This is a genomic window from Pseudoalteromonas rhizosphaerae (genome assembly GCF_028885455.1).
Taxonomy (GTDB): domain Bacteria; phylum Pseudomonadota; class Gammaproteobacteria; order Enterobacterales; family Alteromonadaceae; genus Pseudoalteromonas; species Pseudoalteromonas rhizosphaerae.
Genome location: NZ_CP118496.1, coordinates 2,224,993 through 2,248,940, shown reverse-complemented (window position 1 = coordinate 2,248,940; position 23,948 = coordinate 2,224,993). Strand labels below are relative to the sequence as shown.

Here is a 23,948-nt window from a genome sequence, read left to right as displayed (position 1 = left end):
AATTGCGTTTAAGGGAACTAAATGAAATTGAATAAAGTATGGGTTTCGGGCTATAAAAGCATCTCTAATGACCACCCACAAACAATCGAGTTTGATAAAAATGTGACTGCGTTTATAGGACACAATGGCACAGGTAAAAGCACCGCAATTGAAGCTCTGAATAAAATATTCGCAACAGATCACTCACTTCGTGGAGTTTCACCATCCGACTTTTACCTATCTGACGAAGATGATAAATCTACTCCTCGTAATTTGGTCATTGAAGCTTGGTTTAACTTTGAAAATACTGATGGAAACATATCTATTCCAACCCTTATAAATGGCTTAACTGCAACAAGTGCCGATGGCAAGGTCATCTTCAGGGTGAGACTTGAGGCTAGTTTAAGCTTTGATTACAATCCACTTGGCGATGTTGACGAAAAAGTATGGGTTATTGATGGTGATATGCAAGTTCCTCAAGACGATAACAAACATCGGTTATCGGCAGTGCAACGAAATGGAATCCAAGTTCATTATGTTCCGGCCAACCGTGATCCACTCGTCCAATTAAAATATTCATCAAGAGCCGTATTAGGTAGGCTTCTTAGAGCAATAAAGTGGCAAGTGGGAGAGCAGGCACAGTTTGAAGCCAAAGCCCAAGAGTTAAATAAATTAACAGCGGAAAATCCTGCTTTAGTTCAGATTGCTACTGCAATTAATAAAAACTGGCAAAATATATACAAGGGGCAACACCTAAATGAAGCAACCCTCAATTTTCCCGTTGGAGATATCGATGAAATATTAAAGTTAATTCAGCTTCAATTTATGTCTGATGCTACAGGTAATAAGGTTGATACAAGCCGTTTAAGTGACGGGCAGAAATCACTGGTTTATTTTGCTTTGACTAAAGCTTTATTTGAAATAGACAAAGCAACCAGAGAAGCTGTTATGAAGCGAGAAGACTCTAATTTTGACCCTGAAAAGATGAAGCTTCCTATCTTTAGTTTAATTGCTTTAGAAGAGCCTGAAAATCATTTATCGCCCCATTATTTAGGTAGAGTTATAAAGCTAGTTAAGGAATACGGCGGTAGTAAATTATGTCAAGCCATTGTATCGACTCATTCACCTTCTTTAGTAGGAAGAGTTGAACCACTTCAAATCAGACATTTCAGGCTAGACGCTGATACAAAGAGCACTCAAATTCAGCCATTAACATTACCTGATAACGCAGATGAACAGGCGAAATATATTAGTGAAGCGGTAAAGGCTTACCCAGAAGTTTACTTTGCTAAGTTAGTAGTCTTAGGTGAAGGTGACAGTGAACAGGTGATTTTACCAAGATTATTAGAACTCTACGATACAGATGTTGACTCTCACGCTATATCAGTTGTTCCTTTAGGTGGCAGACATGTAAACCACTATTGGCGACTATTAAATGCTTTAAAGATTCCGTTTGTTACCCTATTAGATTTTGACATAGATAGAAATGGTGGTGGATTTGGAAGGATTCATTATTGTGTTGAGCAGTTATCCAAATTTAATCCAAATATACGCTATCTTCACAATGGCATTTTAAAACAAATACCAGCATGGGACTCATCAGATAACCCTGTTAGTTATTGCATTGATTATAAAGTCGATGGAACCTCAGAAACAGAAAGTATCAACATACTATCGAAACTCGAAGACAATAATGTATTTTTCTCAAGCCCTCTTGATATTGACTACTCAATGATTTGTGCATTCCCAGATATATTTTGTGAAAAAGATAGCGATTATGGTGAACGTGGGCCTGTTGAAGGCAAAGAAGACGAAGAAGATACAGATAAAACCAAACGAGAAACTGCGCTAATTAACGCTGTGCTTAAAAAAGGTAACTCAGGAATACGCTACCCCTTTGGCGATGAATGGGAAAGAAACTTTCTTTGGTATAGATATCGCTTTTTATCGAATAAAAGCAAGCCAGCATCTCACGTTCGCATGATGTTAAAAATTAAAGAAAAATATGATGCGGAAGAAATAAAAGAAATGCTACCACCAGAATTAACCAGATTAATGAAAAAAGTTATCAACCTTGCTGAACAGGTAATCGAATAATGGTGGAATGGAAGCCATCACCTGGTATTGAAGCAACTGACGAGTTGATGGATATTATTAATTTTGAAGGTTCGCTCTCAGTGCTGGCGGGAGCAGGCGCTGGTAAAACAGAATTGCTCGCGCAAAAAGCAAATTATTTATTCGCAACAAATAAATGCTCTTGGCCTAAAAGAATACTGTCTTTGACTTTCAAAACAGAAGCCCAAGAAAATATAAAGAAAAGGGTAGATCGTCGCTGTGGGCAAAAGTCAGAACGCTTTGATTCATTCACGTTTCATGGCTTTTGCAAGAGTATCATTGACAGATTTAAGAATATTCTCGATGAAGCCGAACGACCAACGGATAATTACGATATTGTCCTCAAGCAAGCAGAAGCAAACGGTTCCGATAAAATATTAATGAGAGAATTACCCACGTTAGCACTTAAAATAATAGCTCAAAGAGAAGATATAAAAAGTATTTTTTCGATGTCTTACGAATATGTTTTTGTCGACGAATTTCAAGACACTACAAACCAACAGTATTCATTGCTAAAGCAACTATTTTGTAATACTACGACTAAAATCATAACTGTGGGTGATGTTAATCAAAGTATTATGTTGTGGGCAGGAGCTAGACCCTCAGTATTTACAGATTTCTCAAATGATTTTGCCGCAGAGAAAAAGCTGCTTCTTAAAAATCATAGAGCATCAATAGAAGTTCAAAACGTTCTAAGTGTCGTTTTAGAGTTTGTTGAGGGAACTGCCACACCACTAACCGTCTTGCAAGAGCCACCTACAAATTGTGCAGTGCACCTTTTTAGTGACGAGCTACAAGAAGCTAAGTTTATTGCTAATGAGATACAGCGTGCCATTCAAGGTGGCATAAAAGAAAGTGAAATCTGTGTACTAACCAAACAGCATTCTGCTGAGTATACAGAGCTACTTAGAAGTGAACTTACTAGGTTAAGTATCAATAATTTAGAGATGAGTGACTTGCAGGATGCTTTGAAAGAGCCGCTTGGTAGGATTTTTTCTCTATTCTTAAAAGCTGTTGTTTGTCCAGAACCAAAGGTTATAACTGAGCTATATGACATTCATAGAAGTTTAAATCGGGTTGAATTAGACGATGATAAAGAAGCTGAATTTACTTCATTGATTGCAAATTTTATTTCTGAGAAACAAAGCACATTTATTTTGAATACAACGATTGAAAATATCATTTCAGATATGCAAAGTTTTATTCATTTCTTAGGTGTAAAAAAAATTAAAGGACGCTGGAAGCAATACAAATCATCAGCTTATTATTCAAGCGTTTGGCAATCGCTTGAGTTGCACTTAAGAGATATGTACGTGCAGTCTGGTAATATTCGTGAAGCGGCAAAGTTATTTACCGCCGACAATGCTGTTCAGATAATGAATATCCATAAATGCAAAGGGTTAGAATATCAATCGGTATATTTCATGGGACTGGAAGATCAAGCATTTTGGAAGTACAAGAATGAACCATTTGAAAATAATTGTGCAATTTACGTTGCATTATCAAGAGCCAAAGAAAAGATATACGTAACCTACTGCTGTAACAGAGAGCATCGGGTAACACAGCGGCATGATAATAGGAACTCCACCTATAACTCGGTAAAACCAGTGTTTGATTTACTACTTGATAACTGTAAATTTCAGGCAGTTAATCATATAGTATAAATCATACAACTCTTTTTAATGCATGATTCTGTGGAAATGAAGAAAAATGGGAGTAGCTTGATTAAGCTATTCCTAACCGTTCAAACTCTTAATGGGGCAAAGGCAGCATAAGAACACTGCCTGCGTTAAATCAACAATCGGTTTCTTTCGATATTTTAATGGCGTCTTCAATCTCTATACCCAAATATCTGATGGTGTTATCAATTTTTGTATGACCAAGTAGTAACTGAACGGCACGTATATTTTTGGTTCGAGCATAAACCAAAGTCGCTTTGGTTCTTCGCATTGAGTGAGTTCCATAAAAGCTAGAATCAAGTCCTAATTGCTCAGCCCAGCTCCTGATGATAGACCTGTAATATGAATAGCTTATTGGTTGATTAGAGCGACGTATACTCCGAAACAAATAATCACTGGGTTGCAATTTAACTTCTTGAACCCAATGAATAATACTTTGTTGTGTTCTCGGAGTTATCTCAAATTGAACTTCGATCCCTGTTTTCTTTTGCGTTAATTGAACCCTTTCAAATACTTGATCGAGAGTAGCGACGTCTCGAACTTTTAAAGAGAGTAAGTCACATGATCTTAGCTTGCTATCTATAGCTAAATTCAGTAAAGCTAATTGCATCAAGTTGTTTTGAATTTCAATTCGAGTGCGAATACGCCAAATCTCTTCAAGCTTGAAAGGACGTTTCACACCAGTAGCATTGTGGTTTAGTATTGGTTTCATAGTGACCTCCTATTTAAAAGTCACTATGAGGATAGTGGATGTATTACTGATTAGGGTTTGGACAGAAATAATTTAGCGCCGAAGTATGACTCTGTGCGAAAAATAGCATTTATAATTAACGGCGAAGGAGCTCAGCCTGCTATTTTTCGTACTTTGGTTTAGGCACTTATTATAACTCAATTAGTTACAGGCCACGTTTATTAATGATAGTGGCTAACTTTAAACCTTTTCGAAACTCTGTAGCGTAACTTTCGTTGCGACCGATTGATAAAGCGAAATCAATTGGATCAATTTCTTTCAATTGCTCCGCATATTTAACAACAAGGTACATATTTACTGCATCTTTATTTTTATCCAATGCGGCTTGAGCAACTTCATTTTTAATATGTTCGATTAATTCATTTGTATCCACGAATGCTCCAAATTTTGTTTTCAGTTATAACAGCTTATTATAATTCACAATTCGATAAGTGATTTCCAATCAATATAATCAGCCAAATTTTTAATTTGGCTGTAGTCAACGAAACCCCCTTTAAATGGAGTGTCTTCTACAATTTCAGAGAAAATACTTTCAAACTTTTTCAAAACTGCTTCTGAATTGGTACAACTTTCAAAGGAAATTACATGATAATTACCATAGCACTGATCTGGAGGGATTAAATCAAAGTAACGCTTTGGGCTCCTAGGTTTTTCGGGATTCGATTTCGAAATAATAAAAGTGAAGCCACCTTTTCCTTTACCTATTCTAATCCAGCCTATCGCATGATTTTCTCGCCAACTCCTTCCCATTTCCTTAGCTAATTGGTCTTTCATCATAAACTTCATTCTTGCACTAACATCTCCGCTTGTTTGATCTTCAAGTTCTGAGACTCTTTTAGTGAAAGCTTTTTCGTACCGTGCTTCAAATTGCTCTTTTGTTTCTTTATAAATCGGTAAATAAAAGTACATATTTTCCTCCATGACCAACGCCCTGTTAAGGGCTGAGCAACGCAATATCAAAGCCGCCGCATACCACCTTAAACACTTAAACTAACGCATAGTAAAAATGCCACGCGTTGCGAATCCCTCTTAAACAGTTTGTTATGTGCATGTTTTATCGTAATTTCCTTGGACGATTCTCATTGCTGACTCGGCAGCAACGTTGTAACTGTCAAACTCCTGCTTGTAAAAATAGAAAAACGCGACCCCAAACTCGGCTAACTCAATAAATATAAAGTTATTTGTAGAGTGGAAAAAGTGAAAATCTTTGTTTGTAGTATGGATAACACAGAGAGAATTAAGCCTCTTTACCTTTGATTTCACGCTTAATACTTGCAGTGCAGAGCGAAGATTCGAGAAAACTTTTGCGGGACTTGTATCCATAGGACCTTGAAACATTGCTATTGGCATTTTGCCAATAAAAGGTATGTACTCCGCGCCTTTTACCTTGTTTAGGTTTCTTCTAAGGTCAAGAACTTGGAATTTGTACTCTAAAGTTTCTAACCATAAAACGATTAACTCTAAGGTATCTTGAGAGAACTCTTGCTTGCTCACATCAATTTTTTCAAATTCATGCTTCAAAAGCCTTTCCAAATAGCCAAGCAGATTCGAATTGCAATCTTTGCATGCCGGTAGCGTCGTCTTGTTGTATGTTTGATAAGCGCCGTTAGTCGTTGTATTGAATGTACGTTTTGTACAGCGATTATAGATCCACTGAGGAATCACATGCTCTTTAGTCAATTGATCTGTAGAACCGCAAATTATGCATATATTTGCAGAGTGATTTGCAATAATTGTATCAATTACTTTCTTCTTATTTGCCCTGATTTTCTTTCTAAACTGAATCAGCTTCAACTGAATACTCATTTCACAAATGATTCCTAACTCACTCAGGGGCATAACAATTTTATACGCCCATCGCGCATCTTCCTGCCGATGTTACGCGCATGTATTAATAAATCTATATTTAACAAATAACGTAACACAATGCCAACTATAATATCTTTATTGACACTAAAGGTATTCAGAAAAAGAAGATACGCTCATCGATCATTTTTTTGAATATATGCGCGAGCTAAACAGTGTGGAAATCAATTAACTCTTATTTTAAGTCAAACTCAATGTTTAGCTATTTCTGAAAAATCGATATTAGGGCATTTATTCCAACTCAATTTGGGGCAAAGGCGATTTATATACATAACCCGTCTATGGACAATATTGAGTTACGGCTTATAGACGGCTTTGTGTCAGTAGTATGTCACAAATTTGCTATATAAAAGCTCCTTGTTAGTTTCATTTTACGAATTTTGCGGTATGCCCAGTAAATACCCAACCAGACATAGACTCACCGCCTTCATATTCATACATAACTTCTACCCAATTCTTTTTCTTTGTTAAAACAGTTACGATTTGGCCTAGGACTAATTCATCATAAATTTCAGCGTTGGTAGAAGGACTAGCTCGAAGACGCACGTTGTTGCCTGTTATAAAGCGTAAATCTGTTATATCAATATCATTCAATTTAAGTGGAATTTTTTTGATATCTTTAATTTTTTGCCTATCTGATTTCTTGTTAAACTCTAAATAATTTTCTACTAAAGGAGTCAGCAGATTTGCTGAAATGCTATTTACTTGCGGTAAAATGATATTCATTAAAAAGGCAAAAAGTATAAATTGAATTAAAGGTGGCAAACTTTTGAAAGTGCTGAGAAAGTTTTTATCATTTTCCACTAAGTTAAATTTAGACTCTGTACTCTCTAACTCCCTTTCTATGCTAGATGCATTTACTGACTCAATATTAGCGGCAGATACTACTTGCGCCATTTCAGATAAATAACTTGAATCAGATAGAAAAAATGAACTAGCTGTAGCAAAACTTTTAATAGCGTGCGCAAGACTAGAGGAATCTGCTATAACTGTCATTGCGTTATCAATAACAGCCTGCTGAGAAGAAAAGGCCTGCATTGCACTTTCTAAAGCTATTGGTTTTACCATAGCAGCCATTGCGTTATCAATAACAGATTGCTTAGCAAAAACCTGTGATGCAATATCTATAAAAGATGGTCTCGCTATAGCTGCCATTGCTTTATCAATAACAGCCTGCTGAGAAGAAAAAGCCTGCATTGCACTTTCTAAAGCTGTTGGTTTTGCCATAGCAGCCAAAGTATTATCAATAACAGATCGCTTAGCAAAAACTTGTGATGCAATACCTGTAAAAGATGGTCTTGCCACAGCTGCAAGAGCCTTATCGATGCCAGACTGCCGCAAAGACAATGATTTTATAGTCCTGTTTACTGAAGGTAAATCTAATTTAATTTCTTTACATTCAGTAGTGTCTCTTGAAGTTTCATCATCCATAAATTCATCTCATATATAGGAAGCTAAAGCTTACTTAGCGAGACATAGTAAGTTTTGAGTTCCACATGTAGAGTCATAGTAATAAGACTCTGAAAATTGTAGTAAAACATACAATAAAATAATTGTTGGCTCTGCACAATAGCACTGGAAGCCGTTAGCGTGCGCACCTAGCTCTTTGTGAAGGTTCGGTTAATTGCCAGCTGCCGTTTGTAACGCTCTGATGTTACTGCTCCAGAGAGCCTCCTGCCGACTCTTAAAGTGGTTATTAGGCTTTCGCCTCTTCAGATGAAGAGTCCACATCGAAGTGGTCAATCAATTGCTCGGCCTGTTTTTAACTAGTATCCCAAGTCCTGTCTGAATGTACCCGTCCACATGTGCTCCAAATCTAATTTATGTATAGTATGTTTATAGTGAACTTCGCTTTTTGCTACCGAATTACAGCTCGTTTTTCTGAATATGTTATTTCTACCAGAGTCATTAACTAATTGTAAGCGTCCGAGCAACGACACCTAGCAGAGTGGATTTAATTAATTGAAAATACCGTCAGTTTCTACTGGAGGTATTATGCAAAAAAGAACCATTAATGACTGGCAAAAATTGATTGAGCAGCAACAAACCAGCGGCTTATCTATTGTCGCATTTTGTAAAGAAAACATGTTACCCACTTCAAACTTTTATAAATATCGGTCTAAGTTACAAGACGCTGCAAAAGCACCTAAATTGGTGAAAGTGCAAAACAAAGCCATTTCCCATAAAGTGAATGCCTCAATCACGTTATCTCATGGTGAAACTCATTTAACTATACCAACCTCATCCGAGCCTACATGGGTGGCTAATTTAATAAAGGCGCTGCAAGCATGAACATGTTTATTGATGTGCCCGACGTGTACCTTTGCAATCAGTTTGTCGACTTCAGAAAATCCATTAATGGCTTAGCTGCCATTGTTGAAAGTGAACTCGAACTGTCAGTGCTATCCGGTGCCGTGTTTGTTTTTTGTAATAAAAGCCGAGATAAGCTGAAGATATTGTATTGGGATAACACAGGCTTTGCCCTGTGGTATAAACGCCTCGATAAGCACAAATTTAAATGGCCGAAAAACCTCAGCGCCGACACCCTAAGCTTAACCGAGCAACAATTACACTGGTTATTATCTGGGTATGATGTCATAGGGCATCAACAAATCAACATCGAAAACGCTAGCATTATTTAGATCGTCGCGGGATCAATATTAACCATCGCATTAAGCTAGTTTACGGTAAAAAACATTATAAAATAAAAGGATGAATATTGATGTTAACTGCCTTCCAGACGATCCGGCTTTGCTTAAAAAGCTGCTGGCAGAGCACGCTGAAAAATTAGCGCAAGCGACTGCAAGAAACCGGTATCTAGAGGAACAATTCCGCCTAGCGCAACAAAAACAATTTGGTAAAAGTGCCGAAGTCTTTGACGCACAAGGTGAATTGTTCAATGAAGCCGAAGACATCATTGAGCAACCTGATGAGCTTGCTACGCAAGAGATTAGCTACACTCGCAAAACACCAAAGCGCAAACCATTACCCAAAGACTTACCCCGTGAGCAAGTGATTCATGACATTGCCGAAGAAGACAAGTTGTGTAACTGCTGTGGTAATGAGTTGCATAAAATGGGTGAAGACGTCAGCGAAAAGCTCGACTTCGTCCCCGCAAAGATAAAAGTCATTGAGCATATTCGCCCAAAGTACGCGTGTCGTGAATGTGATAAGTCAGGGTCGAATAACAGTATTAAACAAGCCAAGATGCCAAACATGGCCATCAACAAAGGCATGACCACGTCCAGTTTGTTAAGTCAAATCATCACCAGCAAATATCAATATGCACTGCCACTGCACAGACAAGAGTCGATGTTCAAGCAATACGGCATTGAGCTTAGCCGTAAAACCATGAGTGACTGGGTACTCGCATCCGCTACCTTGTTTGAACCGCTGATACAACGACTGAAACACGCGTTACTTAAACAGCCTGCGATACATGCCGATGAAACGACGATCAATGTGGTCAACGCCGACAAAGTAAAAAGTTACATGTGGCTATATTGTACCGGCACGGATTCGCCATCGGCTATAAATAAACACAACCCAATACCAAACATTGTGCTTTACGACTATCAAAACAGTCGGGCAGCTTCCTGTGTGGTTAATTATCTGGATGGCTATTCGGGCTATTTACAGGTTGATGGTTATCAAGCGTATGCACAAACGCAATCAACACTAGTTGGTTGCTGGGCCCATGCACGTCGTAAATTTATAGAAGCAAAACACGTGCAGGGTAAAAACAAGACAGGCAAAGCCGACGTAGTCTTGAGTCTTATTCAAAAACTGTACGGCATTGAATCAAAACTCAACGATAAAACACCAGAACAAAAGCATGAAATAAGGCAAGAGCAAGCGAAACCTATTATCGATAAACTGCATAAATGGCTAGAGCAAAACCAGCCACGTTTAGTCGGGAAAACCAAGTTAGCAGAGGCAGCAACCTATCTCGCTAATCAATGGCATAAACTTATAGTTTACCTTGAAAATGGTCAGCTTAATATCGACAATAACCGCGCCGAGCGCGCTATCAAACCATTTGTTATTGGCCGTAAGAACTGGATGTTTAGCCAAACCTCACGCGGCGCAATAGCAAGCGCTCACCTATACAGCATCATCGAAACTGCAAGATCCAACGGCTTAACGCCATTTGATTACATCATGCATTGCCTCGATGAGCTTTGTCAGCCTGAGCCAGACATAGAACAATTATTGCCTTGGAATATCAATATCTAGGTGATGATCACCGGACGTTTACTTATCTAGTAATCCCACTAATAATTAATTTACGGAGAAGGGTATGCGTGCATTTAAGCAGTGCGCTTAGCTATAATCGAAGTCTAGCTGCACATTCCACGGTATTAGGTTCGGTGTGAAATTTTCTGGCGAATTCAATTATACTTTATCTCCATGCTTTTTTTCATACCGCAAAGATCAACACGCCCTAGTTGGAGCCAGGGCGTTCTCCATACTTTGTTAATCGTTAATACCCTGCTTGAGAAGACCACTCTCCTTGTTCAGATAATCAAGCCAACTCAGCTCTTTTTATCCAGTGTCGATTAATAAGAACCACTTGAGTCAAGATAATAAGCAATGCGGCCGCAGACAAATAAAAGTCGTTCTTGTAAATAGGTTGATATAACATGTCAAAATTGCCGTTATCAAACGCGTCCCAATTCATAAAGTGCTGTAAAGCAGCAACATGTGCACCATAAAACGCAAAAACATTTCCGAGATGCAGCATTGACCAATGAAGATTTCGGAATAGCATTAGTATCCCCAATAAACCAATCACCGAGCGCTGTGTACGACAATATGGGCAAGGATCGACAACTGAAAAAATATCCATTCCCCAAGTCACCAGAAATACCACAATTGCGCCAATACCAAGTAGTCTGATTTTACTATCATTCAATACATTAAACATAAAATCCCTTATTTAAAGTTAAACATAGCAAGGAAAAGTTCTTTCAGTTCACTTGCCTAATTAAGTTACCATTGGTATATTAAAATGTAAATTACTATTGGTAACTAGATGAGATGGTACAGAACTCCTATTGTTTAAGCCGTGTATACATTTGGATTGTACGGGGTCACGACAAAGCGACAGCTTCCAGATGTACTCACTGCCCTCCTATTTTCTCAAATGAATAAAAAATTAATTTGAGATATTGAGGAGAAAGCAATGCAAGGTATAAAACGACGAATTACTTATGTATTTTTTTATGAAGCTATTACTATAGTACTAATCAGTATGGCATTTCATGCATGGGCAGATGACGATTCAGGGCATCCGGTACTACTCGGAGTAATCACTGTGGTACTGGCTGTTATTTGGAATACGCTTTACAACACTCTGTTTGAGAGCTGGGAAAAAACATTGATTACCCGTGGAAGAGGCCTTAGAAGACGGATATTACACGCTGTTGGTTTTGAGGTGGGTTTTGTAGCTGTGACCTTACCCATTTTTACATGGTGGTTGAGCATTAGCCTCTGGGATGCATTCCTGTTAGATGCTGGACTCACCCTGTTCTTTATGTTCTTTACATTCTTTTATAACTGGTTATTCGATCTGATTTTCGGTTTACCAGTTTCAGCACAATAAGAAGGGAAATGAAATGAAAAACTTTAAACTAAGGACCATTCAGACGGCTGACGAGCTAGCAGCTCCGGTTCTGGCGGACTTCAAAGAAAAATACGGCATGATCCCGAACTTTTATGCCGCCCTAGGTATCGATGGTGCAAGCCTGAGGGGGTATTTAGACTTTGAACAAAGTATTGAAGATTCTGGAAATCTTACCGATCGGCAACGAGAACTGATTTCACTCTGTGTTGCTAACTACAACAAGTGCCATTACTGTGTATCTGGCCACACTTTTTCTGCCAAGAAAATTGGGGTATCATCGCAAGAATGTGCTGATGCTCAGAGAGCTACATCAACAAACTTGGATGATCAAGCTATTTTATCCCTGTCTCGAACGGTTCTTGAAAAGCAAGGACATTTGAGCAACGAAGATGTTGACTCAGCCTTGTCTCATGGGCTGACTGAAGGCCAGATCATTCAGATATGTGCATGGGCTGCTCTAAACACGTTTAGCAATTGGGTCAATAACATCACGCAACCAAAGATTGATTTCCCTAAAGTTGATTTTGCGTAGAAGAAGCAAGGAAAGTCATATTGAAATCTCGTTTTAAAAAGGAAGAACGCTATACCCAGCTTCTGGATTTGGCTTTCGAGATGGTTAAAGAGCAGGGAACGGATGCCCTGACTCTGATCAGTCTGGCAAAAAAAGCAGGCGTAACTAAGCCCATTACTTACAATCATTTTTCAACTCGCCAAATGCTGTTGTACTCACTATTTCGACGCTGTGACAATGAGCTGTCATCCCAAATGAATAGTCTGATAAAAACGCAATCAAATAATTTGCGAAGTGCCATCGCCGTTTACATATCGTCTTACATCAACTGTCTCGAAACTAATGGAAAAGTTTATGATGATATTGTCTCAGCGTTAAAAGCCTACCCAGAGTACTCTGGTATAGAAAGCGATATCAGGGACTATTTCTGCGAAGTGATAAAGAAAACATTATCGCCATTTATGTTATCCAACGGAAAGCATTTAACCAAGCTGATGCAGATTTCGATATTTAGCATCACTGAATATTTGGGTGTCTTTTTGCAAGAAACCACGGAGAATAAACATGTTCTTATTGATGAAACCATCGAGATTATCTTTAAGATTTGTAACTGAGTCGCGGTAATCCCCCCGAAAAATAATAGAAGCCAAATGTAGAATTACCTCTTATTCTAAACACAAAAAAAATTATGAAAAGCACATTTTACAAACAGCTAAATCCTTGCCATTTTAAAAGGGGTTTGTTGCCCATTCCCTCGAAATTAACCTTAAGCCTATTTCTTAAACAGTAATTTGAGGGTTAAACAATTATCAAAAGGTTTACATAATGATTTTTGCTGTAAATACCGTAAGCGTCTAGCCAAGTGCACCTGCAAGTAACTCGACAAAACGATTAAGCTATTTCCGAATTTCAATTAGGAGGTAGTCATGAGTAAAACACGTAGCCTTGAGCAGTCGCGTAATATTATAGAAGAGCAACAATCGAATGATTTAACTATCACTGAGTATTGTCAGCAAAATGCTTTATCAAAAACAACTTTTTATGCCGCAAAAAACAAGATAAAGGCATTACCTGGCAATTTTGTTCGCGCCAAAATCACGAAACAACCTGACGTTGTCAAGCCGCAACAGCCGATAACCCTCATCGTTGGCAAAGTAAAAGTCAGCTTGCCACTCACAACGCCTGCAACTTACCTCAGCCAATTGTTACGCGAGTTTGCCTGATGAAAATGTTTGTTGAACCCGAGCTTGAACGTGATGCCTACACTGCCAGCGCAGTTACCGCGAGTAGAGGTGATTGTTGACCTCGATGAGGGTGAAAAAGTATGTGGTTGCTGTCAAAGCGCCTTACATAAAATGGGTGAAAGCAGCAGTTGCGTATTCTCATCAGCTTTGATCACTTGATTTATCATTTTGTATAGCCATTTTTAAATGTAAGCGCGCATTTAAACAGTGTGCTTAGCTATAATTGAAGTTTAGCTGCACATTCCACGGCATTAGGTCGGTAAAGTCATCATCACCCACATCTCTGCTCGGCAACGTTTTAAATAAATGCAGGAAGTAGTAATAAGGATTGATATCATTGGCGCGGCAGGTCATCACAATACTATAAAGTATCGCGCTGGCCTGAGCACCATTAACCGATTTTGAGAATAACCAGTTTTTCCTACCTGTGGTAAACGGTCTTATATCTCGCTCAGTAATATTATTATCAATGCCTAAATGGCCATCTTCAACGTATCTAATAAGTTTATGCCACTGGTTGAGATTGTATTTTATTGCTTTGCCAATATAACTTCCCGCAGTGACTTTTTCGCCGGAATAATCTTCACTTGCTCGCTGTCTTCACTACCGCAATGGTGTAGTTGTTCACCACAGCATGGGCAATCAAGTACCGTTAACCTGTACTCAACTTCTTCGCGCTCAAAATGCGCCGCTAATGTTTGTTTACCTTTTTTATGATGCTTAGGCGGCTCAGTCGATTTATGCTGCTCAGCGCCTCGCGGGGCTTTTTCACTTTTCTTGCCGTATTTTTGTGATTTACTTAATTTAAGCTCAGCCAGTAAATGGTCGATACGCGCTTGCATTTCAACCTTATCATTCTTGCAATGAAATTTTATCTTTTTCTAAGGCATCAAAATTAGCTTGCATAAGTGCAAGCTAATTTTGTAGTTCGGTGATGAGGATATTGTCTGTCATTTTAATAGCATGGCACATGGGGAAAATCGTTCAAGTATAAAAAAACGATCGTGTTAATTTACATCACCGATAATCCTGATAAGGTTGGGTGCCGAGTTTGATTACTGACTGGCAGCCCCGAGAGTAACCATTGTAATTGGCGTTGCTCAATCCCCATGGCTACGTGTGCTTGAGCATGATTTGGCCATTGAAATCGTCCTTGCTCTAAGCGACGATAATAAAGCCAAAAACCATTGGTATCCCAAAACAAAATTTTTAATTTATCGCGTTGTTTATTACAAAAAACGAACCACGCTTGGCTTAAAGGATCGAGAGATAGGGTATCGCTGACAATAATACTTAACCCATTGATTGATTTTCGCATGTCGGTGAATCCCGTGACCAAGTAAACTTGGTGGGTGCAAGGTGTCACAGTACGCTCAATAATTTGGCGAGTGCTTGGTGCGCTAATGTCGACTCGAAGTCTATTTGATAGCCGTTTGGTGTGGTGAGTTTAATGATTGAAGGGTGTGTAAAGGCTTGCTCATGAATAACAAACGGGATCACCTGTTGCTTTTTAACCCTTATCGTTTCGTCAGAAAGGCGTTTACGCCAAACATAGAAAGTCGATGCGTTAATGTTGTTATCACGACAAAATTGAATGATGGCTAAACCACTCGATTTTTGCTGCTCAAAAATGCTTTGCCAGTGTTTTATTTTTTGCTGTTTATTCATAATTACCTCAGGTTAATATGCTGAGTAAATTATGCATAGGTACCATTAACATTGGTATGTGGGGTTAATTACGCGCTTACCTTTAACTAAGTAGCCTCTAAGCCAGAGTAATATGCTTCATAAGCTACTCGCAGCTAAAACTATTAACTTTGCAAGAAAAAGCTTAGTGAATGTCACTTGTTATAAAAAACATGCCGCCTGATATTGTTCTTACGTCAATTCGTTAGCGCTAGCAAGCAAGTTGACATTCCAAAAAACAGCGTCTAACCAGCGTGAATATTCCAGCTTCCGCTAGGCACTAACTAAAAATCATTAATCTCTAACCAAAACATCACTATTACGACTAATATAAAAATACAAATCGGATATCTTAGTAACGCGCTTACGAGCTTTGCAGGGGAGAAAGAGTTCTCACTTATACCCCGACCTTAAGAATAGCTACTTCATATACCTTGGTATGGAGTATCTTCATCATTTTAAAGCTAGAGGAGTTCTTACTAGTTTGATTACTGTTCGTTTGCAGGTGTTGTTTAAATCTCTTCCTTTTTAATTGTTGGATCAACAAATGGTTTGTTAATGAATGTTTCATTAATAAATTTTTCGTTAAAATAGAATAATTTTGAACTAATTAAATCAATAACATTAATGCGGTACATTAACCACCTGTAATGACATTTTAAGTATTTCATTCCATGAGTACTTACAGGCCCTTTATGACAGACATCTCCACCGATAGCCTCATAAAAATTAGCTAACTCTGGATAAAAGCATTTAGCAAAAATATATTTAGGAAATTTATTCGACTCCAATATTAGATCATAAACAAGTTTATTTTGATAATGAAATATATCCTTGCAACTAGCATGCATTGAAGTTATGTAAATAGAACCCTTTAAATCATCATCAGCAAAAGAGAGTTTGAGACCTGATTTTTCATTTATGACAGACAATGAGTAATCATCAGTTATTTGAAAAGAGATTAAGTGCCCAATGATATAGTTTTCGGTTGAATAGATTTCATGAAAATTTATATTACTTAGATTTTCATTTAACATTTGTAGATGTTCACTATCGCATGGTACGCCATGAATATCAGAATAATAAGCACTGTAGTGTTTTAAACGACTATTCGGTATTTTCTTACTAGATCGGACAGTAACTTTATTATGAGAAGAAACATTTAAATAAGGGTTATCACTACCCAAAAAATTATCTTTATATCTTTTTGATAAAAGAGACTCTAATTTAACTTTGTCGGGAGTAATAAAGGTATTTAAATCGTGTTTAAAGCCCATATATACCATTAGTAATACTTGTTTTTTTAACGAAGGCCTTGTTCTCTCATTCTCCCATCTAGAAAGTGTAATTTCATCTAGTAACTCAAATGAGGCTTCAACATCTAAACTCTGTATTTTTACAATAAAATCAAACTGAGTTAAGTTGTTTTCTATTCGATAGCGTTTTATATATTTACCTAACAAATTCACTCCAATAAAGTTTTTAAAAGTTAACTTTAACGATAATTAACTACTACATTAAATAGGAGTACCTTTACAAAAAAAGAAGCCCTGATACCCATAAATATATTGATGAGGTAAATTTTTATAGAGTTCATCTAACGTCTCAATTCGTTCGACTATAATACCTTTCTTGAAGTACTTATTATTTTCAAATGCGAAATTTCTAAGTAGATCTAATTCTAGTTTATTTTTTGACATGTCTACTTTTACATAGTCGTAATAACCTAACTTAAGCTCATTATACCTGAAATCACCAAATACATAGTCATAATCATCTAGAGCTAGTTTAATACCCCGCTCCTTCAGAAATGTTAACCCTTTAATAACATTACAGCACTTTCCACATTTATCTCTTTCAGTAATTTCAACGACTAACTCAAGCCCATTTAAAGAACAAACTAAGTTTAACTCTAATATTTGCGATAAAATTCTCACATCACATAAATTATTTCTTTCTAGGTTAAAAAATAAAGTACTAAATTTATTTAAATTTGTTGCATTTGTAATGTTATTAAAAGCAAAATCAAGACTAAATTGAGTAATAATTCCAAGATTTATTGCATTTAAATAGGTTTGAAGTTCAAGATTCGATTCTGCCCTTGAAAAATCAACTAACAGCTCTCCAGCCACCACTTTATTATTTATATCAACAATTTTTTGCACCTTATAATTAAGGTTTGAAGTATGTAATTTACTATTAAGTGATAGATGTAACTCTTGCATTAAAGAACATTGATATAAGATTGTGATGCTGCCCTAAAAACAATTCAATAATTCAATAATACAGGGTTTCTAACATATGAAATTAGCATTTAAAAATAATAAAAAAAAGAAATGCTAAGCTTTACCTCTCTTCAATAGATTATCATGATCGTCGCAGCGCTCCTGTGTCAGGAGCTGTCTAATGAACATATTGATAACCAACGCTAAAACTGACCACAATACTAAGCAATATTCTTCAATTTAAATGCTTCTGGGTTAAATAGCCACTCGTACTACGTTTCCTTGTTTTGTTGCAATGAACTTCAATGTATTCAAATACAGCTTGCCGCATTGTTTTCTTATCCATAATTGACTGACCATGAATTGCCTTGACTTTCAATAAGTGGAAGTAACTCTCTGCGCGTGTATTGATATCACAGTCAATAAGACTAAGTATATAATCTATGTTCCAATAATTCCCTTTTGGCATACCATAACGCAGCTTTGAATCAACAAAATCGTTGTATTTGCTCATCTCGCAGCTGTTGTTACAATGCTCTCTGACTGACCAATTCACCGAATTTAAGTTATTAATAGAACCAACTTCGCGACACCTTAAGTATCGAAGCAATACATGACACCCTCAATTTTCCTTGATGCGCTCGCAAGAATTTGTACCGCTTTATTTATGATTCTTCGAGAAGTAGATAGCGAAAGAATAATAATTACAAAATCGCTAATAACGCATTAACACTTTTATTGGGAAGTTAAATCGATATTTATGCTGTAAGTGTTATTTTACCAACAGCTTTTCCTGACTCAAGGTGGTCGTGTGCTTTAGAAACCTCCCAAATTGAGTAGTCACTTTCATCAATAATTGGGGTTATCTTGCCAGCATCAACCAGTTCAGCAATTTCAGTCAAAATTTGACCGTGTGATTCATGGTTGATGCCATGAACAAGTGGAATAAGCATGAGTACACTATGGAATGACAGGCTTTTCAAAGCGATTTGTAGTGGATCTTCAATCGGTAAAATTGTTGATACATGACCATTAAACTTAGCCGCTTCAAATGACTTTTGAATGTTTTTACCAGAAACAGTATCAAATATTTTGTCAAATCCAACACCGTCAGTATATTTAGCCACATAATTGGCTACTTTTTCTGTTGTATAATCAACTAAATTATCCGCACCAACGGTTTTTGCAAGTGCTTCGTTAGCAGGCGAATAAGTAGAAGTAACATTAGCGCCTAGCACTTTTGCTAATTGAACAGCGATATGGCCAACACCACCAGTAGCACCATGGATAAGAACATTATCACCTGCTTTAACATTCATTTTATGAACCAGTGCTTCATAAGAAGTTATTGATACTAACGGAAGTGCTGCTGCTTGTTTCATGGTTAGTGTTTTAGGTTTTTTAGCCATTAAACGTGCATCAACCAACATAAATTCAGCTAAAGCACCATCTACACCATTAACACCACCAGCCATACCATAAACTTCGTCACCAATGATAAAACCAGTGACACCTTCTCCTACTTCGCTAACAATACCCGCTACATCACCGTGTAGTACTTCTGGCAAATTAGCTGACCAAGGTAATTCAACAGAGCGTAGCATGGTATCAATAGGGTTTACACTTGTTGCTTTAACTTCCACTACCATATGTCCTTTTTTAGCCACGGGCTTTGCTTTTTCCACTAGCTGAAAAACTTCAGTTGTGCCGATTTCATTAATGATCATTGCTTTCATATTATGTGCTCTTCATTTGTATGTTCGTTTAAGTACGACCATTCTATTTGTTGTCAACAGAACAAGCCATTACCCAATTAACAAGTTACTTTTGTCTTTTAAGCAATGCGGTATTAGAATAACAAGAAACTTTATATAGGTAGAAACAGTTATGAGTTCACTAAATCGGTTATTGTATTTTAATTGTGTCGTTGAAACAGGGAGTATCTCACAAGCCAGTAGAATATTTGATGTACAGCCTTCTTCTATCTCAAGACAATTAGCCGTTCTTGAACAAGAACTAGGTGTACGCCTTTTAAATAAAACCACCAGGAATACTGGGTTAACAGAAGCTGGGCGTAAGTACTATGAATTTTCTCAGCGTATTGTATCGGAGTTTGATGAAGCCAAAAGAGCGGTAAATGATTTGCAAGAAAAGCCAAAAGGTAATCTCAAAATAAGTATGACCGTGGGTTTTGGCGAAAGTGTTGTACTACCACTTATCCCGAAGTTTATGTTGTTATATCCAGATATTGATATAAGGCTTGAGTTAACAGAACGAGTTGTCGATCTTGTCGAAGAAAATATCGATGTTGCCATTCGAAGCGGACGCTTATCTGATTCGACAATGATTGCTAAACGACTGGCATTCAACAATTTTTTATTATGTGCTAGCCCCCAATATTTAGCTAACAGGGGCACACCTCAATGCCCTAAAGATTTAGCCGAACATCAATGTATTAGATACAGCTATGCTCGCTGGAAAGATTGGTTTTTAATGGCAGAAACAAGAACAAAACTAGTCATTAACAATGCTATTTCAGTGAATTCAGTAAATGGCCAAAAGCAGCTAGTGATGAATCATACAGGGCTTACCTTAATGCCGTTATGGGCAATTAAAAATGAATTAGCTGATGGCTCTCTGAAGCATGTTATGCAGAACTATACCTTTAGCCCTTACGAAGAGCTAAGCGCTACCTACGCAATTTATTTAAAGCGAGATATGATTTCACCAAAGGCACGGGTTTTCTTAGATTTCTTAGTAGAGAATATTACAAGTATTGATATCTAGTTCTACTTCTATGTGTACAGCGGAGGTGTTGGTGCTACTACAGCTTATCAATATGAGCGCAATTGGCACTTTTGTGACGTTTGGTTTCAATCAGTGATCTCAATCACTCGGTTTAATTACTGATGATATTGCTTCAACTTATTTGCTATTAATACCATTTTTCTATTGGCTACAGGTAAAAGCTCATAAGGATAGACTTAACAGGTGCAACCTCCTGAGATGAACAGCAGTCCTAAATTGACTATTTTGAAAACTTAACAACGGCGAACCCCTCGTTCTAGTACTTCATATACATTTTGTATTTGTCGTAGAGAGTATTGACCGTAGGAGAGCATTGTAAATCTAACTCATAGGGCAAGTATTGAGCAGAAATAATTGCTGCCTATTTACATATGCAATTTGAACGCGTTGGAATACAGAAAGTCAGCTACATTGATACTTACGAAGATTTAAGGCAAAACGGTTTAAAGAAGCTTAGATACAGGCAAGATTATCAATAAACACTCATAGCTTTACATTAGAGTAACAATCAAAATAAAAAAAGCTTAGAGTCACTATGCTTTACAACCGTTGTGAAGCATAGCTTAATATTTTCATAATTCGCATCAGTTTCGATATTGGCCTTCCCTTCAGAATTATTTTTCAAGGGAAGTGAGTCATCAGGATTTTCTATGAATGTATAAATTATAAAATCAAGCTCTTCTTGTGATAGCAACTGCATACAGCCTATAAAATGGTATATTAAAATTTATTTTATATATTTTCTCCTCTTAATCGATTAGCACTCTTAAAATATATTTAATTTAGAATGCTATCCTACAGTCCAGCCATTTGAATAGTGAACCATAATTTAAATGGTGGTATAGATCACTTTTCGATTGTTGCTGACGTCCTTAAATCTCAATAAATAGGAACTATTTATACTTTGATGATATCGGCCATATGATAAAGAAGCACAGTGAGAGTCAGATATAATTTGAGCTTATTTATTAACTATGTACGGCATAAATTTAAAGGCATCTTCGGTACAGTAGCAAAGAGAAAAATCACCAACGAGGGCAAAGCTGTCTTAGGGCTCGAATTGATTAAACCACTATCACATCGAACGAAAATTTAAGAGTTAACAGAAATACCAGTCGACTTTATGTCAGAACAAATCATGATTTACAGCCCCGTATTTAGTAGCGCCAAAGTATTCCTCTACACGAACGTGAGTAAAGTACATTAAGGTAGTTTAACAGGCACACTGCATGTTGAATCAATGGAAAACTTCAAATAAGACAAACTGCGGATCACTAATATCTTAGCTGAAAAAACACTTTCAGCCGTTTCTCATCTGGCGAAAACTGTAGAGTAAACTGAAGCACTCCTGTCTTAAAATATAAGCAAGAACTAACCCGCCTTTTGGTGTCAAGGTTAAGCATCTACACCTGTTTGAATCGCCCCGAGTTCATCGGAGACCAGTTTGTTTAAGTCAGGCCACTTTACCTGACTCGTTTAAATTATCATAGTAGTCTGTTTCATATTGAGCTGGTGAAATATACCCAATTGAAGATAATAAGCGTTGATTATTAAACCAATTGACCCACTCTAACGTTGCGTATTCAACAGCATCAACATTCTTCCACGGGCCATTTCTGCGAATAATCTCTGTTTTAAATAATCCATTTATTGTTTCAGCCAATGCATTGTCATAAGAGTCACCCACACTGCCTATAGACGCTTGAATTCCAGCTTCAGCAAGTCGCTCAGTGTATCGTATAGACAGATATTGACTCCCTCTGTCGCTGTGGTGAATTAACCCCTCGGGATTGCCACGATGCCAAATAGCTTGCTCTAACGCATCAAGAATAAGCTCTGTGTGCATTGTCGTTGATACACGCCAACCTACAATGTATCGTGAAAAAACATCTATCACGAAAGCGACATAAACAAACCCACTCCATGTGGCAACATAGGTGATGTCAGCTACCCAAAGTTGATTTGGCTGCTCAGCAGTAAATTGACGATTAACTAAATCCAGTGGCTTATCTTGTTGCTCGTCAGGTATCGTTGTCTTATGTGCTTTACCCCGACGAACACCTTGAATTCCCATAACTCGCATCAATCGTTCGACTGTACAGCGGGCGACTTGATGGTCGTCAAGCTGTAGCTGCTTCCATATTTTTCTTGCACCATAAACTGACATATTATCCTCCCACACTTCGCGAATGAGTATTATCAGCTCAGCATCACGCTTTTTGCGGTTAGACAGTCGCTCAGGCTCTCTTTGTATCTGTTTATGAGAATAATACGTTGATGGTGCAATCGGCAATTCCTTGCAAATTGACTCGACACCGTAATGCTCTCTGCAAGCATCAATAAAATCCACTATTACTTCTGTTTGCGGTCGAGCTCCGCTTGGGCGAAAAAAGCGGCAGCTTGCCTCAGGATATCATTCGTTCGCTTGAGCTCTTTATTCTCGCGCTCTAAGACGGCAAGGCGTTCTTCAGTTGATTGCGTATTAGAAGAGGGTTTAGACGGTTGAGCTTGAGATTTCTTGACCCATGCTCTAAGTGTTTCTGGGGTACATCCCAGTTTATCTGAAATCGATACTAGCGCAGCCCAAAGAGAAGGGTATTCATGCTGTTGTGTGGTAACAAGCCTAATTGCACGTTCACGAAATTCTGATGTATAGCGATTTGATTTTTTCATAGTTCCAGTTTCTCAAGTTATTGAGTCTCTGGCAAACACGGGGCGATTCAGTTATTTAGTTATAGGCTTTCTAGACATATTTATCTATGTTGAATTGATATACCTGAATCTTACTAAAAGCGGTCAACTTAGTTGTCGCGAACTGGCAAAGTCAACTGCTGCTTAATAGTTTATCATGAATTTTAAATGGTAATAGCATATTGTTTTTAAATGCATGTCTAGATGCTATTCGACTGAGTGATTGACAGGTGTAAGATTCTTTTTCTACTTAATTAAAATTGGATTTAGATATGTATAGAAAGAGTATAAAAATTGGACTTGTGGCAGCTTTGGCTTCTTGCTTTACTGTAAATGCGGCAACTCAAGTTGTAACTGTTACGGCATCAGTTGATAGTAGTTTAACGGTAATTGATACCTCAGGATCGTGGGATGCTCCTATCGCAATGGCTGTTAATAGCGCAGGAGATGGGCTTCAAACAAAAAACATCAACTTAAATATGGTATCGAATAACTATAAGGATGTTCTAATTACATTACAAAGCTTCCCTAGCTTGACAGATTCTGTGAATGGAACATCTATTCCAATGACTTTTAAAATAGCGGATACCGCATTAGCACAAAACACACCTGTAACAATTGATAAAGATGCTTTGTACAATACTACTGAAGGTGCAATTACTAGCGCTAAAGATATTACTTTATCAATAGAAAGTGCGTCAACTACTGCGCTAGCTTCGGGTCAGTATAGAGGCTCTTTTACATTCGATTTTTCTATCGCTCCATAA

25 protein-coding genes, 2 pseudogenes and 1 other annotated feature are annotated in these 23,948 nt (G+C 37.5%); of the genes and pseudogenes, 12 read left to right on the top strand and 15 right to left on the bottom strand.

Features of this window, described 5'->3' with window-relative positions; genetic code table 11:
* Positions 1–21 precede the first annotated feature (21 nt).
* The gene (locus tag PVK79_RS09550; protein ID WP_257326545.1) at positions 22–2,076 is read left to right on the top strand and encodes an ATP-dependent nuclease; all 2,055 of its coding nucleotides are present in this window, start codon (positions 22–24) and stop codon (positions 2,074–2,076) included.
* Positions 2,076–3,758, top strand: a complete 1,683-nt coding sequence (locus PVK79_RS09545) for a UvrD-helicase domain-containing protein (RefSeq protein WP_257326544.1) — start codon at positions 2,076–2,078, stop codon at positions 3,756–3,758. Before PVK79_RS09550 ends, PVK79_RS09545 begins: the two co-directional genes overlap by 1 nt.
* Before the next feature lie 130 nt (positions 3,759–3,888).
* Here the strand turns inward: PVK79_RS09545 and PVK79_RS09540 are convergent, their stop codons facing one another.
* From PVK79_RS09540 to PVK79_RS09515, 5 genes are all read right to left on the bottom strand, one after another.
* Complete coding sequence (locus PVK79_RS09540) at positions 3,889–4,485, bottom strand: tyrosine-type recombinase/integrase (RefSeq protein ID WP_257326543.1); 597 nt, start codon at positions 4,483–4,485, stop codon at positions 3,889–3,891.
* 184 nt (positions 4,486–4,669) lie between these two features.
* Positions 4,670–4,897: an HTH-like domain-containing protein gene (locus PVK79_RS09535; protein ID WP_257326541.1), complete on the bottom strand. Its 228-nt coding sequence runs from the start codon at positions 4,895–4,897 to the stop codon at positions 4,670–4,672.
* Between the two features lie 44 nt (positions 4,898–4,941).
* Positions 4,942–5,445 carry a hypothetical protein gene (locus PVK79_RS09530; protein WP_257326540.1) on the bottom strand — a complete coding sequence of 168 codons (504 nt, stop codon included), beginning with the start codon at positions 5,443–5,445 and terminating at the stop codon, positions 4,942–4,944.
* Between the two features lie 120 nt (positions 5,446–5,565).
* Positions 5,566–6,330: an HNH endonuclease gene (locus PVK79_RS09520; protein ID WP_257326539.1), complete on the bottom strand. Its 765-nt coding sequence runs from the start codon at positions 6,328–6,330 to the stop codon at positions 5,566–5,568.
* Between the two features lie 426 nt (positions 6,331–6,756).
* Positions 6,757–7,821 (bottom strand): SH3 domain-containing protein, encoded by a 1,065-nt coding sequence (locus PVK79_RS09515; RefSeq protein WP_257326537.1) that lies wholly within the window; start codon positions 7,819–7,821, stop codon positions 6,757–6,759.
* A gap of 564 nt (positions 7,822–8,385) precedes the next feature.
* Here PVK79_RS09515 and tnpA (PVK79_RS09510) point away from each other — a divergent pair.
* The 3 genes from tnpA (PVK79_RS09510) (at position 8,386) to tnpC (ending at position 10,626) form a co-directional block, all read left to right on the top strand.
* Complete coding sequence (gene tnpA, locus PVK79_RS09510; RefSeq protein ID WP_257326535.1) at positions 8,386–8,682, top strand: IS66 family insertion sequence element accessory protein TnpA; 297 nt, start codon at positions 8,386–8,388, stop codon at positions 8,680–8,682.
* Positions 8,679–9,032 (top strand): IS66 family insertion sequence element accessory protein TnpB, encoded by a 354-nt coding sequence (tnpB, locus tag PVK79_RS09505; protein WP_257326534.1) that lies wholly within the window; start codon positions 8,679–8,681, stop codon positions 9,030–9,032. The genes tnpA (PVK79_RS09510) and tnpB (PVK79_RS09505) overlap by 4 nt, the downstream gene beginning before the upstream one ends.
* 70 nt (positions 9,033–9,102) lie before the next feature.
* Positions 9,103–10,626, top strand: coding sequence for an IS66 family transposase (gene tnpC, locus PVK79_RS09500; RefSeq protein ID WP_257326533.1), 1,524 nt, complete (start codon positions 9,103–9,105; stop codon positions 10,624–10,626).
* Positions 10,627–10,915: 289 nt separating this feature from the next.
* Here tnpC and PVK79_RS09495 read toward each other — a convergent pair whose 3' ends face one another.
* Positions 10,916–11,317 carry a disulfide bond formation protein B gene (locus PVK79_RS09495; RefSeq protein ID WP_257326532.1) on the bottom strand — a complete coding sequence of 134 codons (402 nt, stop codon included), beginning with the start codon at positions 11,315–11,317 and terminating at the stop codon, positions 10,916–10,918.
* A 258-nt stretch (positions 11,318–11,575) separates the two neighbouring features.
* Between PVK79_RS09495 and PVK79_RS09490 the strand changes: the two genes are divergently transcribed.
* The 5 genes from PVK79_RS09490 (at position 11,576) to PVK79_RS09470 (ending at position 13,930) form a co-directional block, all read left to right on the top strand.
* Positions 11,576–11,995: a PACE efflux transporter gene (locus PVK79_RS09490; protein ID WP_257326531.1), complete on the top strand. Its 420-nt coding sequence runs from the start codon at positions 11,576–11,578 to the stop codon at positions 11,993–11,995.
* A gap of 13 nt (positions 11,996–12,008) precedes the next feature.
* Positions 12,009–12,548 carry a carboxymuconolactone decarboxylase family protein gene (locus PVK79_RS09485; protein WP_257326530.1) on the top strand — a complete coding sequence of 180 codons (540 nt, stop codon included), beginning with the start codon at positions 12,009–12,011 and terminating at the stop codon, positions 12,546–12,548.
* Between the two features lie 20 nt (positions 12,549–12,568).
* The gene (locus PVK79_RS09480) at positions 12,569–13,141 is read left to right on the top strand and encodes a TetR/AcrR family transcriptional regulator (RefSeq protein ID WP_257326529.1); all 573 of its coding nucleotides are present in this window, start codon (positions 12,569–12,571) and stop codon (positions 13,139–13,141) included.
* Positions 13,142–13,453: 312 nt separating this feature from the next.
* Positions 13,454–13,750 (top strand): IS66 family insertion sequence element accessory protein TnpA, encoded by a 297-nt coding sequence (gene tnpA / locus PVK79_RS09475; protein ID WP_257326528.1) that lies wholly within the window; start codon positions 13,454–13,456, stop codon positions 13,748–13,750.
* 9 nt (positions 13,751–13,759) lie between these two features.
* Positions 13,760–13,930 (top strand): hypothetical protein, encoded by a 171-nt coding sequence (locus PVK79_RS09470; protein ID WP_257326527.1) that lies wholly within the window; start codon positions 13,760–13,762, stop codon positions 13,928–13,930.
* Positions 13,931–13,984: 54 nt separating this feature from the next.
* Here the strand turns inward: PVK79_RS09470 and PVK79_RS09465 are convergent.
* The 8 genes and pseudogenes from PVK79_RS09465 to PVK79_RS09430 form a co-directional block, all read right to left on the bottom strand.
* Positions 13,985–14,320: pseudogene (locus PVK79_RS09465) on the bottom strand (IS66 family transposase); the annotation flags it as partial.
* Positions 14,302–14,613, bottom strand: coding sequence for an IS66 family transposase zinc-finger binding domain-containing protein (locus tag PVK79_RS09460; protein WP_257326526.1), 312 nt, complete (start codon positions 14,611–14,613; stop codon positions 14,302–14,304). The pseudogene PVK79_RS09465 and the gene PVK79_RS09460, both read right to left, overlap by 19 nt.
* Before the next feature lie 170 nt (positions 14,614–14,783).
* Positions 14,784–15,089, bottom strand: coding sequence for an IS66 family insertion sequence element accessory protein TnpB (gene tnpB, locus PVK79_RS09455; RefSeq protein WP_257326525.1), 306 nt, complete (start codon positions 15,087–15,089; stop codon positions 14,784–14,786).
* A 44-nt stretch (positions 15,090–15,133) separates the two neighbouring features.
* Positions 15,134–15,439 (bottom strand): IS66 family insertion sequence element accessory protein TnpA, encoded by a 306-nt coding sequence (gene tnpA, locus PVK79_RS09450; protein WP_257326524.1) that lies wholly within the window; start codon positions 15,437–15,439, stop codon positions 15,134–15,136.
* 530 nt (positions 15,440–15,969) lie between these two features.
* The gene (locus tag PVK79_RS09445; RefSeq protein WP_274804078.1) at positions 15,970–16,920 is read right to left on the bottom strand and encodes a helix-turn-helix domain-containing protein; all 951 of its coding nucleotides are present in this window, start codon (positions 16,918–16,920) and stop codon (positions 15,970–15,972) included.
* Positions 16,921–16,974: 54 nt separating this feature from the next.
* A complete protein-coding gene (locus PVK79_RS09440; protein WP_257326521.1) occupies positions 16,975–17,682 on the bottom strand; it encodes an EAL domain-containing protein in 708 nt (235 codons plus the stop codon).
* A 221-nt stretch (positions 17,683–17,903) separates the two neighbouring features.
* Positions 17,904–18,100 (bottom strand): annotated as a pseudogene (locus PVK79_RS09435) (IS3 family transposase); the annotation flags it as partial.
* Between the two features lie 340 nt (positions 18,101–18,440).
* Entirely contained in the window at positions 18,441–19,418 is a 978-nt protein-coding gene (locus PVK79_RS09430; protein ID WP_182798224.1) for a zinc-dependent alcohol dehydrogenase family protein, read from the bottom strand.
* 151 nt (positions 19,419–19,569) lie between these two features.
* On the opposite strand from PVK79_RS09430, the gene PVK79_RS09425 reads away from it, so the two are divergent.
* Positions 19,570–20,469, top strand: coding sequence for a LysR family transcriptional regulator (locus tag PVK79_RS09425; protein ID WP_182798223.1), 900 nt, complete (start codon positions 19,570–19,572; stop codon positions 20,467–20,469).
* Between the two features lie 1,474 nt (positions 20,470–21,943).
* Here PVK79_RS09425 and PVK79_RS09420 read toward each other — a convergent pair.
* A protein-coding gene (locus PVK79_RS09420; RefSeq protein WP_236613520.1) for an IS3 family transposase occupies positions 21,944–23,163 on the bottom strand; the annotation gives its coding sequence in 2 pieces (ribosomal slippage) (positions 21,944–22,875 and positions 22,875–23,163; 1,221 coding nt in all).
* Positions 22,769–22,885: a sequence feature (AL1L pseudoknot), on the bottom strand. Its footprint overlaps the gene before it by 117 nt.
* Positions 23,164–23,453: 290 nt before the next feature.
* On the opposite strand from PVK79_RS09420, the gene PVK79_RS09415 reads away from it, so the two are divergent.
* The gene (locus PVK79_RS09415) at positions 23,454–23,948 is read left to right on the top strand and encodes a CS1 type fimbrial major subunit (RefSeq protein WP_182758613.1); all 495 of its coding nucleotides are present in this window, start codon (positions 23,454–23,456) and stop codon (positions 23,946–23,948) included.